The organism is Pseudomonas sp. FW300-N2F2, from assembly GCF_017351655.1.
Taxonomy (GTDB): Bacteria; Pseudomonadota; Gammaproteobacteria; order Pseudomonadales; family Pseudomonadaceae; genus Aquipseudomonas; species Aquipseudomonas fluorescens_AA.
On record NZ_JACNDQ010000002.1, the window covers coordinates 323,742 to 341,575 of the forward strand.

At 59.7% G+C, this 17,834-nt stretch carries 20 protein-coding genes; 12 read left to right on the forward strand and 8 right to left on the reverse strand.

Annotated elements, in window-relative coordinates:
• Positions 1–7: 7 nt before the first annotated feature.
• The 6 genes from J4E63_RS16135 to J4E63_RS16160 all read right to left on the reverse strand — a co-directional run bounded on the left by J4E63_RS16135 (position 8) and on the right by J4E63_RS16160 (position 5,403).
• Complete coding sequence (locus tag J4E63_RS16135; RefSeq protein WP_259333903.1) at positions 8–1,258, reverse strand: sugar MFS transporter; 1,251 nt, start codon at positions 1,256–1,258, stop codon at positions 8–10.
• The gene (locus J4E63_RS16140) at positions 1,222–1,824 is read right to left on the reverse strand and encodes a DUF1349 domain-containing protein (protein WP_207282646.1); all 603 of its coding nucleotides are present in this window, start codon (positions 1,822–1,824) and stop codon (positions 1,222–1,224) included. The genes J4E63_RS16135 and J4E63_RS16140 overlap by 37 nt, the downstream gene beginning before the upstream one ends.
• 7 nt (positions 1,825–1,831) lie before the next feature.
• On the reverse strand, positions 1,832–2,482 hold the full coding sequence (locus J4E63_RS16145; protein WP_207282647.1) for an HAD family phosphatase: 651 nt from the start codon (positions 2,480–2,482) through the stop codon (positions 1,832–1,834).
• Positions 2,482–3,156, reverse strand: coding sequence for a dihydrofolate reductase family protein (locus tag J4E63_RS16150; RefSeq protein ID WP_207282648.1), 675 nt, complete (start codon positions 3,154–3,156; stop codon positions 2,482–2,484). The genes J4E63_RS16145 and J4E63_RS16150 overlap by 1 nt, the downstream gene beginning before the upstream one ends.
• Positions 3,153–4,214, reverse strand: coding sequence for an alcohol dehydrogenase catalytic domain-containing protein (locus J4E63_RS16155; RefSeq protein ID WP_207282649.1), 1,062 nt, complete (start codon positions 4,212–4,214; stop codon positions 3,153–3,155). The genes J4E63_RS16150 and J4E63_RS16155 overlap by 4 nt, the downstream gene beginning before the upstream one ends.
• 319 nt (positions 4,215–4,533) lie before the next feature.
• Entirely contained in the window at positions 4,534–5,403 is an 870-nt protein-coding gene (locus tag J4E63_RS16160; protein ID WP_207282650.1) for a DNA-binding response regulator, read from the reverse strand.
• Between the two features lie 300 nt (positions 5,404–5,703).
• Between J4E63_RS16160 and J4E63_RS16165 the strand changes: the two genes are divergently transcribed.
• From J4E63_RS16165 to J4E63_RS16220, 12 genes are all read left to right on the forward strand, one after another.
• Positions 5,704–5,898 (forward strand): Flp family type IVb pilin, encoded by a 195-nt coding sequence (locus J4E63_RS16165; protein WP_008070254.1) that lies wholly within the window; start codon positions 5,704–5,706, stop codon positions 5,896–5,898.
• A 157-nt stretch (positions 5,899–6,055) separates the two neighbouring features.
• Positions 6,056–6,250, forward strand: a complete 195-nt coding sequence (locus J4E63_RS16170) for a Flp family type IVb pilin (RefSeq protein WP_109754421.1) — start codon at positions 6,056–6,058, stop codon at positions 6,248–6,250.
• A gap of 26 nt (positions 6,251–6,276) precedes the next feature.
• Positions 6,277–6,807 carry a prepilin peptidase gene (locus tag J4E63_RS16175; RefSeq protein ID WP_158457440.1) on the forward strand — a complete coding sequence of 177 codons (531 nt, stop codon included), beginning with the start codon at positions 6,277–6,279 and terminating at the stop codon, positions 6,805–6,807.
• 2 nt (positions 6,808–6,809) lie between these two features.
• Entirely contained in the window at positions 6,810–8,138 is a 1,329-nt protein-coding gene (locus tag J4E63_RS16180; RefSeq protein ID WP_060741199.1) for a hypothetical protein, read from the forward strand.
• A 15-nt stretch (positions 8,139–8,153) separates the two neighbouring features.
• Complete coding sequence (gene cpaB, locus J4E63_RS16185; protein WP_207282651.1) at positions 8,154–8,969, forward strand: Flp pilus assembly protein CpaB; 816 nt, start codon at positions 8,154–8,156, stop codon at positions 8,967–8,969.
• 71 nt (positions 8,970–9,040) lie between these two features.
• Positions 9,041–10,357 (forward strand): TadE/TadG family type IV pilus assembly protein, encoded by a 1,317-nt coding sequence (locus J4E63_RS16190; protein ID WP_207282652.1) that lies wholly within the window; start codon positions 9,041–9,043, stop codon positions 10,355–10,357.
• Positions 10,358–10,365: 8 nt separating this feature from the next.
• Positions 10,366–10,845 carry a TadE/TadG family type IV pilus assembly protein gene (locus J4E63_RS16195; protein WP_060741202.1) on the forward strand — a complete coding sequence of 160 codons (480 nt, stop codon included), beginning with the start codon at positions 10,366–10,368 and terminating at the stop codon, positions 10,843–10,845.
• Entirely contained in the window at positions 10,845–11,339 is a 495-nt protein-coding gene (locus J4E63_RS16200) for a TadE family protein (RefSeq protein WP_060741203.1), read from the forward strand. Before J4E63_RS16195 ends, J4E63_RS16200 begins: the two co-directional genes overlap by 1 nt.
• On the forward strand, positions 11,333–12,553 hold the full coding sequence (locus J4E63_RS16205) for an AAA family ATPase (RefSeq protein ID WP_103310916.1): 1,221 nt from the start codon (positions 11,333–11,335) through the stop codon (positions 12,551–12,553). The genes J4E63_RS16200 and J4E63_RS16205 overlap by 7 nt, the downstream gene beginning before the upstream one ends.
• Positions 12,554–12,556: 3 nt before the next feature.
• Positions 12,557–13,999 carry a CpaF family protein gene (locus J4E63_RS16210; protein WP_207282653.1) on the forward strand — a complete coding sequence of 481 codons (1,443 nt, stop codon included), beginning with the start codon at positions 12,557–12,559 and terminating at the stop codon, positions 13,997–13,999.
• A complete protein-coding gene (locus J4E63_RS16215; RefSeq protein ID WP_060741206.1) occupies positions 13,996–14,982 on the forward strand; it encodes a type II secretion system F family protein in 987 nt (328 codons plus the stop codon). The genes J4E63_RS16210 and J4E63_RS16215 overlap by 4 nt, the downstream gene beginning before the upstream one ends.
• Before the next feature lie 27 nt (positions 14,983–15,009).
• Positions 15,010–15,975, forward strand: a complete 966-nt coding sequence (locus J4E63_RS16220) for a type II secretion system F family protein (RefSeq protein WP_207282654.1) — start codon at positions 15,010–15,012, stop codon at positions 15,973–15,975.
• An 806-nt stretch (positions 15,976–16,781) separates the two neighbouring features.
• Here J4E63_RS16220 and J4E63_RS16225 read toward each other — a convergent pair.
• Both J4E63_RS16225 and J4E63_RS16230 read right to left on the reverse strand, forming a co-directional pair.
• Positions 16,782–17,051 (reverse strand): DUF3613 domain-containing protein, encoded by a 270-nt coding sequence (locus tag J4E63_RS16225; RefSeq protein ID WP_207282655.1) that lies wholly within the window; start codon positions 17,049–17,051, stop codon positions 16,782–16,784.
• A gap of 22 nt (positions 17,052–17,073) precedes the next feature.
• Positions 17,074–17,787, reverse strand: coding sequence for a hypothetical protein (locus tag J4E63_RS16230; RefSeq protein WP_207282656.1), 714 nt, complete (start codon positions 17,785–17,787; stop codon positions 17,074–17,076).
• Between the last annotated feature and the right edge of the window lie 47 nt (positions 17,788–17,834).

The window sequence follows — 17,834 nt, forward strand, 5'->3', positions numbered from 1 at the left end:
GTCCGGTCTAGCTCTGGCACGGGTGGGGATGCTTATGTGGCCAGCGAGACATCCACACGAGTAATAGCATCATGGCGGCGGGGCAGAGGGTGACCGCCAGTAAACCGATGTGCAAATCCGCATGCGCTGAAATAATCCCCACAAGCCATGGAATCAGACTGCATCCGGCATTACCCGAGGCTGTCAGTACAGAGAACATGGTTGCGCCACCTTGAGGGTACGCATCTGCGGTGATGGCGAGCATCGTGGGCCACAGGCAACTGCCTGAGAACCCAGCGGCGATGGCAGCGGTTAACGCCATTGCGGGGCTCGGGGCGAAGCTGATCACGAAAAACAGGACGACGGTCACGGCGCAGCAGCCTAGCATCAGTGAAACGGCGGGTATCCGTTCTTGCAACAGAGCGGCGGCCATGCGCCCGAGGGCCATGCCCACTGAAAAACCGGCGAGAGCAAAACCACCCACTTCTTTCGAATAACCCAATCCTTGTTCAGCGAAGGCGGGTAGCCATTGGGACAGTCCCGTTTCCGTAGCCCCTCCTAGAAAGATGGCGATCATGCAGGCGATGAAATAGGGCTGCCTGATAAGCGTGGGCATGGACTCGCGTTGCACGTGTTCCTGTATCAGCGGTGGCAAGGTCAATTGCATGAACAATAGAAAGGTTGCAAGCGGGGCAATGATCAAGCCCAGGGCAACCATGCGCCAGGAAATATCCCATTTCAGCGCGATGCTTGCGATCAGCACGGCACTTACCGCGCCAATGCAGAAGTACGAATGCAGCCAGTTCATGGCGGCGCTTCGGCGTTCGGGTTGCAGGGCTGCGACAATGGGGCTGAGGATCATATCCAGCACACCCGCACCGAAACCCATGATGGCAACCGCGAAGAGCAGGAAGGTATAGGAAGGGGCAAAAGCCACAAGGGCCAAACCTGCTGAAGTGGTCATCAGCCCAAAGAGAATGATCCGCCTGGCGTCCCCTCGGTCTGCCAATGGTCCGGTGATCAGAATGGCCACTATAAAACTGAGGAACATGACCGCGGGAATCCGTCCCAGTTGCTCCGTGGTCAGCCCTGACGAGGGGCCAAAGGCATCACTGAATGTCGTCAGGTACACCGGCAGAAAGTTGAGTGCCATGGCCAGGCACAGCATGGCTGCATAACAAGCGTAAAGCGCGTGTCGATTGGGATTGGGCGCAGACAGCATCAGGTATAAAACTCTTGAAATTAGAAACGTGGGGCGCCATGCGCTTTCCAACAGCATTCAGTCCATTCAATCTCTGAAAAATGTGCCGCGAAAGATGAATCGCCTGGGCTACTGGCAAAGAACCCGAACCGGACGAGTTCTTCTGCCTGAAACAGGTGGAACATACGCATCATGCAGAACTGTGTCCCGTCGACCGAGTTTTCCAGAAGGAAGTCGCTGCCTCGTCGGCTCAGACGGTAATACATGGTCTGGGTGCCGCGATCGAAATTAGCCATGGACCAGTCCGAAAAACCATTGTTGGTCACGACAGAGAACAGCTGTTGGAAACCATTGTTCTGGTATTCGATGCCGCTTTTCATCCAGTGGTTTTTATCTTGGTAGATAAACAGGCCGCATTGGTCAAAGTAGGTACTTGAGGCAAAAGATACCTTGGCTTTCAATGTCCAGTATTGTTCCTCGCTGGCAACCACAATGGCCGGCGCATTGTCATACTCCAGACCGTAATAGGTGCCTCGCCAGAAGTCGGTATCGGGCGTGGTATGGATAATGATTTCCTGATCGTTGATGGACGACCGTTCGGGGACGTTGATCCAGGTCCAGTCTGAAATACTCAGTTTTTTCATGCTTTTATTACCCGAAAAACCAATGGTTTATTTCCCTGTGCTGGTGAACACGTAAATCCGCCGCGCTCAGGTCCTGCTGCCCTGAATTGGGGTTGAGCAAACCCACGCAAAACATGCTGGCGGCTTTTGCCGCCGCCACGCCATGGGCGGAGTCTTCAATCACCACGCAGGATGAGGGGGGGATACCCAGGCGCTTGGCGGCCATGAGAAAAATCTCGGGATCCGGCTTGCTGTGCGTAACGTCATCGCCACACACGATTTCACTGAAAAAAAGCTGTAGCCCAGCGTTACGTAAAATCAGCTCGACGAGTGCTCGCGGTGAAGAGGAGGCGACTGCACAAGGGATTCCCGCTCTCTTCAATGCGCCGAGAAGTTCTGTTACGCCTGGCATGGGCGGCAGGGGCGCTGAATTCAATACTTCCATCAACTGCCGGTGATGCTCCGCCATGAGGCAGTCCAGATTGTCTGCAAGCCCGTATTCGGTTTTGATGGCGCTCCACATATGACGCTGCGTGGTGCCTACAAAACGCGACAGTTCTGCCTCATCAAGCACCACGCCATGGCGCGCATAGGAGTGTCTTTCCTGTTTCATATAGACCGGTTCACTGTCCACCAGCACACCGTCCATATCAAAAATGAACCCCTGGAAAGCCGGCATCAATGCGCACGCCGCTGTTGAGGGTCACGCTTGAAGTGCAGGAAGTTATAGTGTGAGCGCGCTTCAAACTCATGCAGCTTGAAGGCTTTGGTCATTTCAATGTCTTGAAATCCTTCGCCATCTATTAGCGTGGTGGTGTCTGATCCGCCAATGATGATAGGTAATTGCATGAGCATGATTTCATCGACTAAGTCGAGATTGAACACCTGCCAATTCAGCTGGCCGCCACCTTCAACCATGATGTGATTTATTCCGCGGGCTTCCAGCATGGGGAAAAGCTGTTTGAAGTCGACACGTGCGGTGCCTGCAAACAACACCTCTTTACCGTGGGCGCGGATTTGCTCGATCATCTCGTGCTCACGCGCCTGCTCTGTGGTCGCGATGATCGTTCGCTCGGGAGAACTTAGAATTTTTGCGGATGCTGGAAAGTTCAGGGATGTCGTTGGAATGATACGAACAGGATTGCGGCCGGTTCCGTACCGATTGGTCAATTGAGGGTCGTCGGTGATAATCGTATTACGACCGACCATGATGGCATCGACTTCACCGCGGAATTTATGAATGAAGCGCATGTCTTCATCGTCGAAATGCTGGAAAAGCGGTTTGCTGGAGGCTTCATTGCCGAGCGTCAGTTTGCCATCGATGGAAATCTGGCTAAATACAGTAACTTTCATAAGGAGTCCACTTGAGGGGCTGGTTGGCTTTTGCGTGACAGGTGCTTGGGATTGGGGGTGAAGACGCTTTTTATCGTGGGTGCGCAAGGGTCATTCAACAAACTGTCAAATGCTGCCGAATAGGCTTCAAGGGGATAACGATGGGTGACTAGCTTTCCAAGTTCGGGAAGCCTGTGGGCAATGCGCAGCGCCCGGGGGAAGTGCTGGTTGTACTCGCCCGCAGCAATGATGCTGATGGCATTGACCAGGAAATGTTTTGCAGGGAGTGAATATTCATAATTCTCGTTGAATCCGAACAGGACAATCCTGCCACCTCGGGCAACTCGGCTGGCGGCTGTCTCGAGCTGATTGCCCACAGTATCGATGACAACATCGTATTTTTCGTGGTTTTGCCCAAGGCACTCAAGTTCCTCAGGGCGCACGATGTCCAAACCCAGGGAGTGTCCGAATTCGATTCGAAAGGTATTCAAATCGGTAGCACAGGTATGGACGCCCATCGCGCGCAAAAGTAGTTGTGCGACCAGGCTCATGGGCCCCGATCCTAGCAGCAGCACACGTTCCCCTGCTTTGATGGAGGCTTGTTCAATGTTGTTCAGAATACAGGCTACGGGTTCAACCAAGACGGCTGTTTCCCAACTCATGTCGTCTGGGATGCAGTGTACAAAGCGCTCGCGAGTTATGAATCGCTCTGCAAATGTACCGTGCTTGTTGACACCAGCAATGTTCAGGCCCGCATTTGAGCCGCCACTGCATAGATGGGTTTTAGCGGCGTTGCAATGTTCGCAGTTACCGCAGTATTCGTTGGGGTCTATCACCACACGCATCCCTTTACGCATGCGTTTGACACCTGCCCCTACATTGACAACGACGCCGACCGCTTCGTGACCTCGGACGATTCCCACCTGTCCTTCTTCACGCCCGGACAATACCGCCAGGTCTGTTCCGCAAATGCCGGAGAGTACAATGTCTATTTCTATACCATCGGCGGGTAGCGTTTTGCACGCTTCGTGACTCACCAAACTCAACGTTCGTGCGCTCACTAAACTGATTGCCTTCATATACCCATCAGCGCTCTATTCGATTTTTTGGATGAAACATGCCAACTAGAGAACCCGCTCCGCTGTATCTGGAGCGGCCTACGGAGGTGAAGTCCGGTTCATCCATTTGGAAACGGCCGGCATTATGCAAGGCTGACCGAGTTGGTTTCAGTCGAAAAAGAATTACCGATAACGACATGATGATTCATGTTGTTTCGGCTTGGCACTCCAGGCACCGTAAAACAGGCTGCGCATTGTCATTTTCTAAGTTGGCAGGGTGCGAATATTATTATTTGGACACAACTTGCGATGTGCAATTAATCAGTAACGGTAAAAACTTTTACCCCTCAAGGCTGTGCACCAGGTTTTCAATCGCTTCCAGGGCGGCCTCATCCGGTGGCTCCGGTGCTGGAGGTGCGTTGCGCATCTGGTACGCGAGACGGTATTCACTGGGCGTGCAACTGGCGTATTGCTTGAAGGCGCGAGCGAAGTAGGACGGGTCCTTGAAGCCGGCCTCGTAGCCGATGCTGGTGATGGGCATCTGGCTGTTATCGAGCAACTCCTTGGCGAAGCTCATGCGTTTGTTCAGCACGTAGTCGGTGAAGCCGAGGCCATTGGCCTCCTTGAACACCCGGCTGAAACGAAACGTCGTCATACCGCAACGCTTGGCCAGGTCGCGCTGATCGATGCTGTCGCGAAAATGCTGGTCGATGTACAGCATGATGTGGCTGAGGGCCTGGTGCTTCTGGTGCCCGGCGGTCAGGCGAATGCTGTCCGGCAGGGTCGGGGAGTGGTCGATCTGCGAGGTCTTTGCCCGGCCATTGGCATTGCGGCGCAGCTCGCACAGTTGCACCACGGCGGTGAGGTAGCGCTTTTTCTCGGCGGCGGACAAGGGCAGCACCATGTATTCCCAGACGCTGGAGCGCATGGCCCACACCGCCAGCTCTTCGGAGTGCTGCACGGTGAACATGGTGATGGGCGTGCCAGGAACGGTTCGTTTGATCTCCAACAGGCGTCGCAGGCCCGGTGTGTCCGGGCGGTCGAAATGGATGCAGATCATGTCGACCTGTTCCGCGCCGGGCAGCATGGCGTTTTTGGCCAGCGTGCAGTCGCACGTGTCCTGGAACAGGGAGACGAGTTCCTGGGTGGACCGATCATGGGTCAGATCGACCCATAACAGCTTTGGCTTTGCAGTCGGATTGGACGCCATAGGACGACTACCCACAGGTGCTTGCTGCCCTTTAGCTAGCAGTATTGCCACTGTGCCATCATTTCGCCGAATAAATTTTTATAAAAGTCCGATCGTTTAGCGCCCTCCGGTGTCATGGGACGCCCGTTCGCAGTGTTCCAGGGCTGAATTTCCCGCCCCGGCGCCTTTCCTGTCCGGCGCAAAAAAATCCTAGCGATGTGCAAAATCCTCCTAACGGCACTGACCACCTGCTGACTAGGGTTGCATCAGGCAGTTCGCAATGTACTGCCCTTGATAAAACAACCCGATGAGGTGTGCGAAATGACTCTTCAAACAATCAAGGCTTCGGTGCTGAAGTTCGCCAAAGATGAAGATGGCCTGACCATTGTGGAATACGCCGTGGCCGGTGGGTTGATCACCGTGTTGGTGGCCGCCGCGTTTGTGCTTCTGGGCGGTGCCGTGAACACCAAGATCCGTGCGCTGTGCCAGGCGGTCAACGGCAACGTTGCCTGCTGAAAGCGGCAACTTGCAGTGAAGGGGGCACGGTCACTTTCAAGGAAAACCGTTTGCGACTCTTTTGCAGTGAGTACAACGAATCAATCAAATGGACTTCGCGCTGTCCCCTCCAATCAAGTTGGTAACAGTACTTCTGACCCCGCGTGAGGTTCATGAAATGACTCTCCAGACAATAAGCACTTCGATCAGCAAGTTCGCCAAAGATGAAGACGGCCTGACCATCGTTGAATACGCGGTGGCGGGAGGCTTGATCACGGTGTTGGTAGCGGCGGCCTTCGTCCTTCTGGGCGGCGCCGTGGATACCAAGATCCGGGCACTGTGCCAGGTCGTCAATAGCAACGTCGCCTGCTAACGAAAATCCCCCCAGGGAGACGCATCATGTCCATGGAACTGCTGGTGTCGACGGTACTGCTGCTAGGACTGCTGGGTGTGGCGGTGGTGAGCGATCTGCTTCGCCACCGCATCCCCAACACATTGGTCCTGTTGGGCCTTGCTCTGGGCTTGGCCGGCCAGGTGTATACCGGCGGGATCGATGGCCTGGGCGACAGCCTGTTGGGCATGCTGATCTGCTTCGCGCTGTTCCTGCCCATGTACGCCGTCGGTGGCATGGCCGCCGGTGACGTCAAGCTGATGACCATGGTCGGCAGCTTCCTGCCTTTTCATTACGCACTGTGGGCGGCGCTGTTCAGTCTGATCGCCGGCGGTGTGTGCGGTTTCCTGATCGTCCTGGCCCGCGGCCAACTGCTCCAGACCCTGGGACGCTACTGGTTGATTGTACGAGCCCAGGCCTATCTGGCCCCGACTTCGGATGAAGTGGCGGGCAAACCCTTTCCCTATTCGATTGCGATCCTGATCGGCACTTTGAACAGCGTTTACTGGCAACTGGTTGCCGGCGGCTGGGGAGTCTAGTCATGCACGTCATCAACGATAGCGATGCCTACCCCAGCGAACGGGAAGCGGTACAACGCCTGGCACCCCAGCCATGCACCATTCGCGACACAGGCCTGACCGACAGTTTCCTGGGTGAACTGGTGTGCAAGCATTTGCATGACGCCGGTGTGCTGGACATGTCGCGGCTGGTGGAGCGCCTGGCGCTGACCGGCGCGGTGTTGGAGGAAGTCCTGGCGTTCCTGCGCAAGGACGGTCGTGTCGAAGTGCTGGGCCAGTTGGGGCAAACCGGTGGGCAGACGCTGCGTTATGGCCTCACCGAGCGCGGCCGCAGTTCGGCCCGTGATGCCCTGGCCCGCAGTGGCTACATCGGCGCGGCGCCGTTCCCGGTGAGTACTTATCGCTCGCTGATCAAGATCCAGACCATCCACCACGGTCGCATCACCGCCAAGGACATGAACCAGGCCTTGGCCGGCCTGGTGCTGAGCCAAGGCATGCTCGACCAGTTGGGCGTCGCCCTGAATTCCGGGCGGGCGATCATGATCTACGGGCCGGCGGGCACCGGCAAAACCTATGTCAGCAGCCGATTGATCCGGCTGTTCGCCGAGGCCATCTGGGTGCCCCATGCCATCGTCATCAACGAGTCGGTGATCGAGATCTACGACCCGCAGGTGCACCAGCGCCTGGACGACAATGGCCAAGCGAACAACCTGATGCTCAACGAAGGCATCGACCGCCGGCTGCTGTGCTGCAAACGCCCGATTGTCATCACCGGCGGCGAGCTGAGCATGGAGCAGTTGGACGTGCGCTACGACCCGTTCACCCGGCAATACCAGGCGGCGTTGCAGCTCAAGGCCAGCAACGGCCTGTTCATCATCGATGACATGGGGCGCCAGCGCATGGCCCCCGCTGAGTTGCTCAATCGCTGGATCGTGCCGATGGAGGAGAAGCGCGATTTCATCAACCTGGGTGGCGGTCGGCATTGCGAGCTGCCGTTCGACCTGGTGCTGGTGTTTTCCACCAACCTCAATCCCCTCGAACTGGCCGACGAGGCTTTTCTGCGGCGCATTGGCTACAAAGTGCAGTTCGGCTACCTCAAGCCCGAGGATTACGAACGCATCTGGCGCCAGGAGTGCGAGCGCCTGGGCATCCCGTATGACCCGCTGTTGGTGCGCTATGTCCTGCAGCGGTTGTATGCAAGCGAAGGCATGCCGCTGGTGCCTTGTCATCCCCGTGACCTGTTGAACATGGCGCTCGACCGCCAGCGTTACCTGGGCGGTTCCGGCCCGCTGTTGCCGCAAGAGCTGGAATGGGCCTGGCACAACTACTTCGTTCAGCTCGACTTCCTTTGATCTGGAGATACCGACATGAGCTCTCGTACGCTTCCGCTGATAGGCGTTTCCCTGGTAATGGGCCTTGGTGCCGCATGGATGGCTGACGCCTGGCTGAGCGCGCGACTCAACGCGTCCCCCGATGATCATTTGCGAAGCGTGGTGGTCGCCACGGTGGAAATCCCCTTCGGGCAAATGGTCGAGGCCCAGCAAGTCACCACGGTGCGCATGCCCATGGACACGATCCCGGACGACGCTTTCGATGCCAGCGAACAGGCCGTGGGCAAGATCGCCACCTTCGACATTCTGCGCGGCGACATCGTGCGGGGCGCGCGTCTGAGTGAGCACTTGGGCGGCAGCACCCTGGCTTCGCTGATCGCGCCGGACAAACGCGCCATTTCGGTCCGCGTGGATGATGTGGTCGGCGTGGGGGGCTTTCTCTTGCCGGGCAATCGGGTCGATGTATTGGCGACCAAGACCACCAGCGCCGGCAGTAACAGCGCCACGTCCCGGACCATCCTGGAAAACCTGCGGGTGCTGGCGGTGGACCAGACGGCGGGCACCGACAAGACCCAGCCGGTGGTGGTGCGGGCCGTGACCTTGGAAATGTCGGCCCCCGAAGCCGAAGCGCTGGTCACGGCGCAAACCGAAGGCAAGCTGCAATTGGCCTTGCGCAACCCGTTGAACCTGGAGAAGAAGGCCGTGGCCGTTGCGCCGCCAGCCCCTGCGCCGGTCATGGCCATGGCGGCCGCCCCGGTGCCAAAACCTGTGGTGCAACGCAGTGCCAAGCCGCAAGGCGGGGCGATCACGCTGATCCGCGGCGTTGAAAGCAGCGTGATCAATGTCCGCTGAATGACGCCTCCATGCCAGGCCCGTCCGGGCCGTGGCGATGCCGATCCTCAAACGTTGTAGATGAGGGCTCGATGATGAATGCCAATATCCGGCGCCAGGGAGGGGCGGTGAGTGTACTGATGGTGATCGCGCTGGTGGCGATTTCCATGATGGCGGCCTTGGCCCTGGATGGCGGGCACATGCTGCTGAACAAGACGCGCCTGCAAAATGCGGTGGATGCCGCGGCCTTGGGCGGCGCCAAGACCCTGAGCCAGGTGAGTGGCGGCATCAACATGGCCAGCACCACCCGCGCGGCGGCCCTGGACACGCTGAACAGAAATGCCAACGCCACCGGCAACACCGAACTGGCCACCGCGGTCGCCGGCAACCCGGGCGCGTTTGCCGTGGTGGAACTGTCCAGCAGCGTCTACGGCCCGTTCTCCTATCCCGGGCCTGCCGATGCCAAATACGTGCGGGTGTCGGTGTCCAGTTATCAATTGAACGGTTTTTTCTGGAGTTTCGTGCAAACGATGGGCAGCGCCGGCTTGGGCAACAAGCGCGTGGCGGCGATTGCCACGGCAGGTCCCAGCCCCACCTCGCCTTGTGACCTGGCACCGTTGATGGTGTGTGGCGATCCCACTCAATACAACCCTGGCGCCGGCAACTTCTGGGGCTACCAATTTGGCGACCTGGAGGTCTTGAAAACGGCGGCGGGGAACACATCGCCCATTGGGCCGGGCAATTTCCAATTGCTGGATTTCGGCTCAGGCGGCAGTGCAGTCCGGGAGGACCTGGCCGGCGGTGGCTCGGTTTGCCGCAGTGTCGGGAGCAACGTCCAGACGGCGCCGGGGAATAAAGCCGGCCCTACTTCCCAAGGCTTGAACACGCGCTTCGGTATCTACAATGGTCCGGTCAGTTCTTCGGACTACCCACCGGACCTGGTCACGGCGTCAGGCACTCCGGCGATCACCTACAACGATGCGCTCTCCCAGGCGCAGTACAAAGGCCAGCCCGTCACCTCGAGCAACGGTGATCTGTCGGCGGGCGGCGAGGCGATACAGGACTACAACGACTGGCGGGCCAAGGTCGCCGCCTGTGTGGCGGGAGGCGCCAGCGGTTGCCAAAGCAACGGGGTTTTCGAGCGTCGGATGTTGAAGATCGTGATTGGCGATTGCGCCGGGAAACTGAGCGGCTCGACGTCGATTCCAGTCTTGGGGTTCGGCTGCTACTTCGTCGTGCAGCCAGTGGACGGCGGTGGTTCGGAGTCCATCATCTTTGGCCAGTTCGTCCAGGAGTGCGAAGGCGACAACGTACCCGGTCCTACACCCTCCACCGATGCCGGCCCGCAGATCATCCAGCTCTACAAAACCTATCTCAACGGCAGCGGCACTCCGAGCACCGACTCGTAGGAGGCGTCATGGGACTTTCTCAGTTCAAACCCGCGCAAGCCCAGCAAGGCGTGGCGCTGGTGGAGTTCACCTTGGTGCTGCCGTTGTTGCTGTTGTTGCTGCTGGCCTTCGGCGAGTTCGGCCGCATGCTCTACCAGTACAACGTGCTGTTGCAGGCCAGCCGCGATGCCGACCGTTTCGTCGCCAGCCAGGCCTGGAACTCCACCCTTGGCACTGTCGCCTTGGGCAGCACGCTCCTGACCCAGACGAAAAACGTCGCGGTGTATGGCGTGCCCAGCGCGACGGGAACCGCCGTGGTGTCAGGCTTGACCACGGCGAATGTGCAGGTCGCCGCCGAGGGCATCGATCATGTGCGCGTCACCATTACCTACACCTTCTGCCCGGTGATTGGCGCGGGCAACTGCGCGGGTTCGATCCCAGGTTTCTTCGGCAATGCCATTCCACTGGGCATCCAGTTGGTGGCGACCACTGTCATGAGGGCGCTGTGATGAATCACAAGCACATGCGCGGCACTTACATCGTGGAGTTCTCCTTTGTGGGCTTGCTGGTGTTCATCCTGCTGTTCGGCGTGGTGGAAATGGGCCGGCTGTACTTCACGGTCAATGCGCTGGATGAAGCGGCGCGCCGTGGCGCGCGGCTGGCGGCGGTGTGCAATGTCAGCGATCCGGTGGTCTTGCGCCGGGCCATCTTCAACGCCGCGACGGACGCCGGCACCAGCCAACTGATCAGCAACCTGGCGACCTCGAACCTGGCGCTGACCTACCTGGACGTCAACGGCGCCGTGGTAGCGAACCCCACCGACACGTCCGGCGCTACCGGCTTTCGAGCCATTCGCTATGTCCGGCTGAGCGTGCAGAACTTTGTTTTCAACCTGTTCATTCCCGGCTTGGGCGTGCCCATTACCTTGCCCACGTTCAGGGCAACCTTGCCACGCGAAAGCCTTGGGCGTCATTCCGATTCCGGGGAGATCACACCATGCTGAACACCAGGGAAAATCCGCTTTCGACCACCACCGGCAGAGCCGGGCTGCGGATACTGATCAGCAGTCGCGATGCTACGTCCCTGCGCGACCTGCAATGTGTCTGCCAGCGCATGCCTGGCCTTGAGGTCAGCACGCGCCTGGTCAGCAACGGCCATGTCGATCCGCTCTACGGCCTGGACCGCATGCCCGACCTGCTACTGTTGCGCGTCAGCCATCTGTGGCGCGAAGAACTGTCGGCGTTGCTGCAACGTCCGGCCCATGAACGTCCGCCGATGCTGGTGTGCGGTCCCTTGGGCGAGCAGGAGGGCATGCGCCTGGCGATGCAGGCCGGAGCCCGGGATGTGCTGCCCGAACCCATCGCCGACACGGAATTGGTGGCGGCGCTGAATCGCCTGGTGGCGGAAGTCCGTCTCGGCAATGGCAACGAAGGGAAGCTGGTCGCGGTGATCAGCGCCAAGGGCGGCTCCGGCGGAACCCTGGTGGCGTGCAACCTGGCCCAGCAGCTCAGCGCCCGAGCAGGCAATACGCTGTTGCTGGACATGGACCTGCAATTTGGCAGCGTGACCCATTACCTGGACGTGGCGCAGTCCCACAGCCATCTGGAAGTGCTGCAGCAGATCGATGAGATGGACAGTGTCGCGCTGCGGGGTTTTTGCAGCCACTTCAGCCCGACCCTGCACGTCCTGGGAGGCCGGGCCGGTGAGTTGTGCCTGCCCCAGGATGCCCAACCCGAACAGCTCGACGCCCTGTTGCAACTGGCCCGCGCCAGTTATGACTGGGTGGTGGTGGACCTGCCGCGGCAGATCGATCACCTCACCGGCTCGGTGCTGGAACAGGTGGACCGGGTGTACGTGGTGGTGCAACAGAGCGTCAGCCACCTGCGTGATGCCAGCGCTCTGGTGCGGATCCTTCGCGAAGACCTGGGCGTGCGCGGGGAGCAGTTGCAGATCGTGATCAACCGCTATGACAAAAACGCCGCCGTCAGCCTCAAGGACATCGGCGAGGCCCTGCGCTGCGCGAACCTGTCGAAATTGCCCAATGACTTCAACCTGGTCAGCCAGAGTCAGAACACTGGCGTGCCGTTGGGACTGCATGCGCCGAAGGCGGCCATCACCGTTGCCTTGCGCGATTTGACCGAAGACCTGGTCGGTCACCAGATGGCCACGGACAAGGGCCTGCTTAAACGTGCCTTCAACCGTTTCTTCGGGGGATGACCCATGATCAGCGACTTTCGTAACCGCTTGCGCAAACAGCCCGCCAAACCTGGTGCCGCCGCGGGCGCCCAGCCCGGCGATGGCTTGCCGGACCCGACGGACGCCTTGATGGCCTGGGAGCAGGCCATCCCCGACGTGCTGTATGAAACCCGCAGCCAGGTCACGCCGGTGGAGGCCGAGTGGCGGGAAAAGATCTACCAGCAACTGCTCAAGGTCATGGACCTGTCGTTGCTCGATGCCCTCGAGCAGGCCGAGGCCGCGCGGCAGATTCGCGATATCTGCCAGCGCCTGCTCGAGGAACATTCGGCGCCAGTGAGTACTGTCAGCCGGCAATTGATCATCAAGCAGATCACCGACGAAGTGCTCGGCCTCGGGCCGCTGGAACCGCTGTTGGCCGACCATAGCGTGTCCGACATCCTGGTCAACGGGTTTGCCTCGGTCTATGTCGAGCGCTTCGGCAAGCTGCAACGCACCGACGTGCGTTTTCGCGACGATCAGCATTTGCTGAATATCATCGACCGCATCGTGTCCAGCCTGGGGCGCCGTATCGACGAGTCTTCACCGTTGGTGGACGCCCGGCTCAAGGACGGTTCGCGGGTCAACGCGATCATCCCACCGCTGGCCATCGACGGTCCGAGCATGTCGATCCGGCGCTTCGCCGTGGACCTGCTCAACACCGACAGCCTGATCCAGGTTGGTACGATGACCCCGGCCATTGCCTTGCTGCTCAAGGCTATTGTTCGCGGGCGCCTGAACGTGCTGATCTCCGGCGGGACCGGCAGTGGCAAGACCACCATGCTCAACGTGCTCTCCAGTTTCATCCCCCACAACGAGCGCATCGTCACCATCGAGGATTCGGCCGAGCTGCAACTGCAACAGCCCCACGTGGTACGCCTGGAAACCCGGCCATCGAACATCGAGGGGCGTGGCGAGGTGAGCCAGCGGGAGTTGGTGCGAAACAGCCTGCGCATGCGCCCGGACCGGATTGTCATCGGTGAGGTGCGTGGTGCCGAGGCGATGGACATGCTCACGGCGATGAACACCGGCCACGACGGTTCGCTGACCACCATTCACGCCAACACCGCACGGGATGCGCTGGGGCGAATCGAGAACATGGTGTCGATGACCGGGGCGACATTTCCGATCAAGGCCATGCGTCAACAAATTGCCTCGGCCATTGATGTGGTGATCCAACTGGAGCGTCAAGAAGACGGCAAGCGACGCGTGGTGAGCATGCAGGAGATCAACGGGATGGAAGGGGAGGTCATTACCATGACCGAAATTTTCTCTTTCGTGCGCCAGGGCATCGGCGAGCACGGCGAGGTGCTCGGGGAATATCGGCCCAGCGGCATGATCCCGGCCTTCCGCGATGTGCTGGCCAAGCGCGGCATCGAGTTGCCGCTGACCTTGTTTCGCCCTGAGTGGATGGAGGGCCGCACGTCATGAACAATATCCCCAGTGAGTTCATCCTGATTTTCCTTGGCATGGTGTTCATCGCCGTGTTCCTGCTGTCCCAGGGCGTGGTGGTGCCGGTGTTCGGCGAAGCCGGCAAGATGCGCAAGCGTATTCGCGGGCGCCTGCATGTGCTGGAGAAGGCCAACCACTTGCCCAACATGCAAACCGTGTTGCGGCAGAAATACCTGACGCGCCTGTCCCCCCTGGAAGCCCGCCTGGAACAACTGCCGTTCATGGCCAACCTGACGCAACTGATCGAGCAGGCCGGTCATGAATACCGGGCTTATCGGGTCATGCTGCTCGGTCTGGTCCTGGGGGTGGCGGCCGGTGCCTTGGTGCTGATGGTCTCGCCGGTCTGGTGGATGGCGCTGCTGGCGGCCTTTGCACTGACCTGGGCGCCGGTGTTGAAAATCCTGCGTGACCGCAACAAGCGCTTTGCCGCGTTCGAGGAAGGTTTGCCGGATGCGCTGGACGCCATGTGCCGGGCCTTGCGCGCCGGGCACCCATTCAATGAAACCCTGCGTCTGGTCGCTGAGGAGCACAAGGGGCCGGTCGCCCAGGAATTCGGCATGACGTTTTCCGACATCAACTATGGCAACGACGTGCGCCGGGCCATGCTCGGGCTGCTGGAGCGGATGCCGAGCATGACGGTGATGATGCTGGTGACCTCGATCCTCATCCACCGCGAGACCGGCGGCAACCTGACCGAAGTGCTGGAGCGCCTGAGTCGGCTGATTCGCGGGCGTTTCCGGTTCCAGCGCAAGATCAAGACGTTGTCGGCGGAAGGGCGCATGTCGGCGTGGGTGCTGGTGGCGATCCCGTTCGTGCTGGCGATCGCCATCGTGCTCACCAGCCCCAGCTACATGCCCGTGCTGATCAATGACCCCATAGGGCACAAGCTGATCATCGGCGCGTTCTGCGCCATGTTGATCGGGATTTTCTGGATAAGAAAGATCATCCGGATCCAGGTTTAAGCGCTGTTGCGCCGAGAGGTTTCAGTCATGGACTTTTTGCTCGGATTGTTGAGCCGGTTGACCGGTAACGAAGAACTGGCACGGCTGTTGTTCATCGCTGCGGTTGGCCTCAGCACGGTGCTGGCGGCCGTCGCGTTCCTGCTATTGATGCTGGGCCTGCAGGATCCGGTGCAGCGGCGTCTGGCGCTGATCAAGCGTGGTTATGCTGGCAGCACGGTGGGGCAAGAGGCGCCCAGTAACCTGCAGCTGCTGTTGGAGCGGGTCGGCCAGCGCTTTGCTTCCACCGACCAGGCCCACACCTCCGCCACCCAGACCTTGCTGACTCATGCCGGTTATCGGTCTGCTTCGGCGGTGCAGATGTATTGGGCCGTGCGCCTGATGTTGCCGTTGTCGATGGTCGGCGTAGCGTTGTTGCTGCTGCCGATGATCAAGGTTTCAGTGGCCATCGGCCTGCTGGCGGTGACCCTGGTGGCGGGCATCGGCTGGTTGCTGCCGGCGATCTACGTCGGCAAACGCAAGCAGGCGCGTCAAGGCCGGCTGCGTGCGGCGTTCCCGGATGCACTGGACCTGATGGTGGTCTGCGTCGAGTCGGGCCTGGCCTTGCCCACGACGATTGAACGGGTGGCTGAAGAGATGTCGGTCAGCCAGGTTGAGCTGGCCGAGGAACTGGCGTTGGTCAATGCGCAGATCCGGGCGGGCATCACCAGTACCGAGGCGCTCAAGCAACTGGCCGTACGCACCGGCCTGGAGGATATCCAGGGCCTGGTCAGCCTGCTGGCGCAAAGTATCCGTTTCGGCACCAGCGTGGCCGATACCCTGCGGATCTACGCCGATGAGTTTCGCGACCGGCGTACCCAGGCCGCGGAAGAAATGGGCGCCAAGATCGGCACCAAGCTGATCTTCCCGCTGATCTTCTGCCTGTGGCCGAGCTTCTTCCTGGTCGCTATCGGCCCGGCCATGATCGGCGTGTTCAGGGCCTTCGGGAATATGTAGACCACCCGTGCCCTGCCGCAAGTCCAATGTGGGAGCGAGCTTGCTCGCGATAGTGGTTTGACAGTCAATGACGGTGTTGAATGTCGGTCTGCCATCGCGAGCAGGCTCGCTCCCACAAGTGATTCTGGGTGTTCATGAGTCTTGTGCTCAGCACCGGCCCATTGTGGGAGCGAGCCTGCTCGCGATAGCGGTGGGTCAGTCCATGAAGATGTTGGCTGTCAGTCTGCCTTCGCGAGCAAGCTCGCTCCCACAAGTGATCTGGGGTGTTCATGAGTCTTGTGTTCAGCGCCGGCCCAATGTGGGAGCGAGCTTGCTCGCGATAGCGGTGGGTCAGTCCATGAAGATGTTGGCTGTCAGTCCGCCTTCGCGAGCAAGCTCGCTCCCACAAGTGATCTGGGGTGTTCATGAGTCTTGTGCTCAGCACCGGCCCAATGTGGGAGCGAGCTTGCTCGCGATAGGTGGGTCAGTCGATGAAGGTGTTGGCCGTCAGTCCGCCTTCGCGAGCAAGCTCGCTCCCACAAGTGATCTGGGGTATTCATGAGTCTTGTGCTCAGCACAGCCCCATTGTGGGAGCGAGCTGGGGTGTTCATGAGTCTTGTGTTCAGCACCGGCCCATTGTGGGAGCGAGCTTGCTCGCGATAGCGGTGGGTCAGTCAGTGAAGGTGCTGGCTGCAAGCTCGCTCCTACAGGTTTGCTCCTGTGATCTGCCGACCGCTCAAACCAAAAGACCACAGCCTCCGGGAGTGCCTACATTCGATCCAATGTAGGCACTCCCGGAGGCTGTGGTCTTTAGTTTGCCGCGTGTTTCATTTGCTGCTGGTGATTTCTCCACCCGAGTCCTGGTCAAAGAACTCCGGGATCGGGTAGTTGAAGCTGTTGAGCCAACGCTGCATGGCCATCTCGCGTTCGGCGGCCGAGGCGGTTTGCAGGTTGGTGGAGGCCACCACGCCGCGAATCTGCAGTTGCATCCAGCTCTCGGTGCCTTGCTGTGCGGCCGAGGCAGGGCCTGGCTCAATGGCCCAGGCGGTGGTGGACAGGCTCACCATGCACACGATCATCAATTGTTTGGTCATCATTTCTTGAACTCCTCGTAACGCTCTACTTGACTGCGCCGGTTGAAGCATCGACGACCTCGGTCAGGCGGTTGGCGGGTGACGTCGCTGCCTGAGAGGCCGAACCCCTGATTTTTTCCGCACGGGCTTGGGCATCTGCCACTTGCTGGGGACTGAGCTTGGCCATGTTCGCGAGCTCGGCGGCCTGCTTCCAGTTGTCCTGATAAATCAACAGGGTCACCATGTTGAGCGCGGCCAGCGTGTCGGACTGCTGGAGCTCCATGGCGGTCATGAACTCGAAGCGGGCTTCTGCAATGCGTCGCTGATTGAGGTAGACAACCCCCAGGTCATTGCGGATCTTGCCTTCGGTCGGGGCCATCTTCGCGGCGCGTTCGAGGTATTGCGTGGCGGCCGAATTGTCATTCTTGGCGGCCGCCAACTGACCCAGGCCATGTTCACCGTCAGCGGCCAGGCATGTCCCCAGCAGGCTTTTGTACAACGGTTCGGCCTCGTTGCGGCCCATCAGGCGCAGTACCCGTGCCTTGCGCAGGCGGACCTGGACCAAGTCTTCGGGCAAGCGTTCGAGGTTCGCCAGGCTGGCGTATAAGCGGCCCTCGTTGGCCATGTCTTCGGCCATGTTCAAGGCCAGTTCCTGGTCGGCTCCGGGCTTGGCGCAATCGGCCGTGCGTGAAGCCACCACGCCGTTGCTGGAACAACCGGCAAGCATCAAGGTCGCCGCTAATGCGATCACTGTTTTCATGGAATACCCCTTGGCGAACCGTTGGACGTCGCACACGTTGCACACCA

What these genes read in the sequence shown, in the direction of transcription:
- J4E63_RS16135 (WP_259333903.1), bottom strand. Translation starts at nt 1,258, where the DNA reads ATGCTGTTGGAAAGCGCATGGCGCCCCACGTTTCTAATTTCAAGAGTT.
- J4E63_RS16140 (WP_207282646.1), bottom strand. Translation starts at nt 1,824, where the DNA reads ATGAAAAAACTGAGTATTTCAGACTGGACCTGGATCAACGTCCCCGAA.
- J4E63_RS16145 (WP_207282647.1), bottom strand. Translation starts at nt 2,482, where the DNA reads ATGCCGGCTTTCCAGGGGTTCATTTTTGATATGGACGGTGTGCTGGTG.
- J4E63_RS16150 (WP_207282648.1), bottom strand. Translation starts at nt 3,156, where the DNA reads ATGAAAGTTACTGTATTTAGCCAGATTTCCATCGATGGCAAACTGACG.
- J4E63_RS16155 (WP_207282649.1), bottom strand. Translation starts at nt 4,214, where the DNA reads ATGAAGGCAATCAGTTTAGTGAGCGCACGAACGTTGAGTTTGGTGAGT.
- J4E63_RS16160 (WP_207282650.1), bottom strand. Translation starts at nt 5,403, where the DNA reads ATGGCGTCCAATCCGACTGCAAAGCCAAAGCTGTTATGGGTCGATCTG.
- J4E63_RS16165 (WP_008070254.1), top strand. Translation starts at nt 5,704, where the DNA reads ATGACTCTTCAAACAATCAAGGCTTCGGTGCTGAAGTTCGCCAAAGAT.
- J4E63_RS16170 (WP_109754421.1), top strand. Translation starts at nt 6,056, where the DNA reads ATGACTCTCCAGACAATAAGCACTTCGATCAGCAAGTTCGCCAAAGAT.
- J4E63_RS16175 (WP_158457440.1), top strand. Translation starts at nt 6,277, where the DNA reads ATGTCCATGGAACTGCTGGTGTCGACGGTACTGCTGCTAGGACTGCTG.
- J4E63_RS16180 (WP_060741199.1), top strand. Translation starts at nt 6,810, where the DNA reads ATGCACGTCATCAACGATAGCGATGCCTACCCCAGCGAACGGGAAGCG.
- cpaB (WP_207282651.1), top strand. Translation starts at nt 8,154, where the DNA reads ATGAGCTCTCGTACGCTTCCGCTGATAGGCGTTTCCCTGGTAATGGGC.
- J4E63_RS16190 (WP_207282652.1), top strand. Translation starts at nt 9,041, where the DNA reads ATGATGAATGCCAATATCCGGCGCCAGGGAGGGGCGGTGAGTGTACTG.
- J4E63_RS16195 (WP_060741202.1), top strand. Translation starts at nt 10,366, where the DNA reads ATGGGACTTTCTCAGTTCAAACCCGCGCAAGCCCAGCAAGGCGTGGCG.
- J4E63_RS16200 (WP_060741203.1), top strand. Translation starts at nt 10,845, where the DNA reads ATGAATCACAAGCACATGCGCGGCACTTACATCGTGGAGTTCTCCTTT.
- J4E63_RS16205 (WP_103310916.1), top strand. Translation starts at nt 11,333, where the DNA reads ATGCTGAACACCAGGGAAAATCCGCTTTCGACCACCACCGGCAGAGCC.
- J4E63_RS16210 (WP_207282653.1), top strand. Translation starts at nt 12,557, where the DNA reads ATGATCAGCGACTTTCGTAACCGCTTGCGCAAACAGCCCGCCAAACCT.
- J4E63_RS16215 (WP_060741206.1), top strand. Translation starts at nt 13,996, where the DNA reads ATGAACAATATCCCCAGTGAGTTCATCCTGATTTTCCTTGGCATGGTG.
- J4E63_RS16220 (WP_207282654.1), top strand. Translation starts at nt 15,010, where the DNA reads ATGGACTTTTTGCTCGGATTGTTGAGCCGGTTGACCGGTAACGAAGAA.
- J4E63_RS16225 (WP_207282655.1), bottom strand. Translation starts at nt 17,051, where the DNA reads ATGATGACCAAACAATTGATGATCGTGTGCATGGTGAGCCTGTCCACC.
- J4E63_RS16230 (WP_207282656.1), bottom strand. Translation starts at nt 17,787, where the DNA reads ATGAAAACAGTGATCGCATTAGCGGCGACCTTGATGCTTGCCGGTTGT.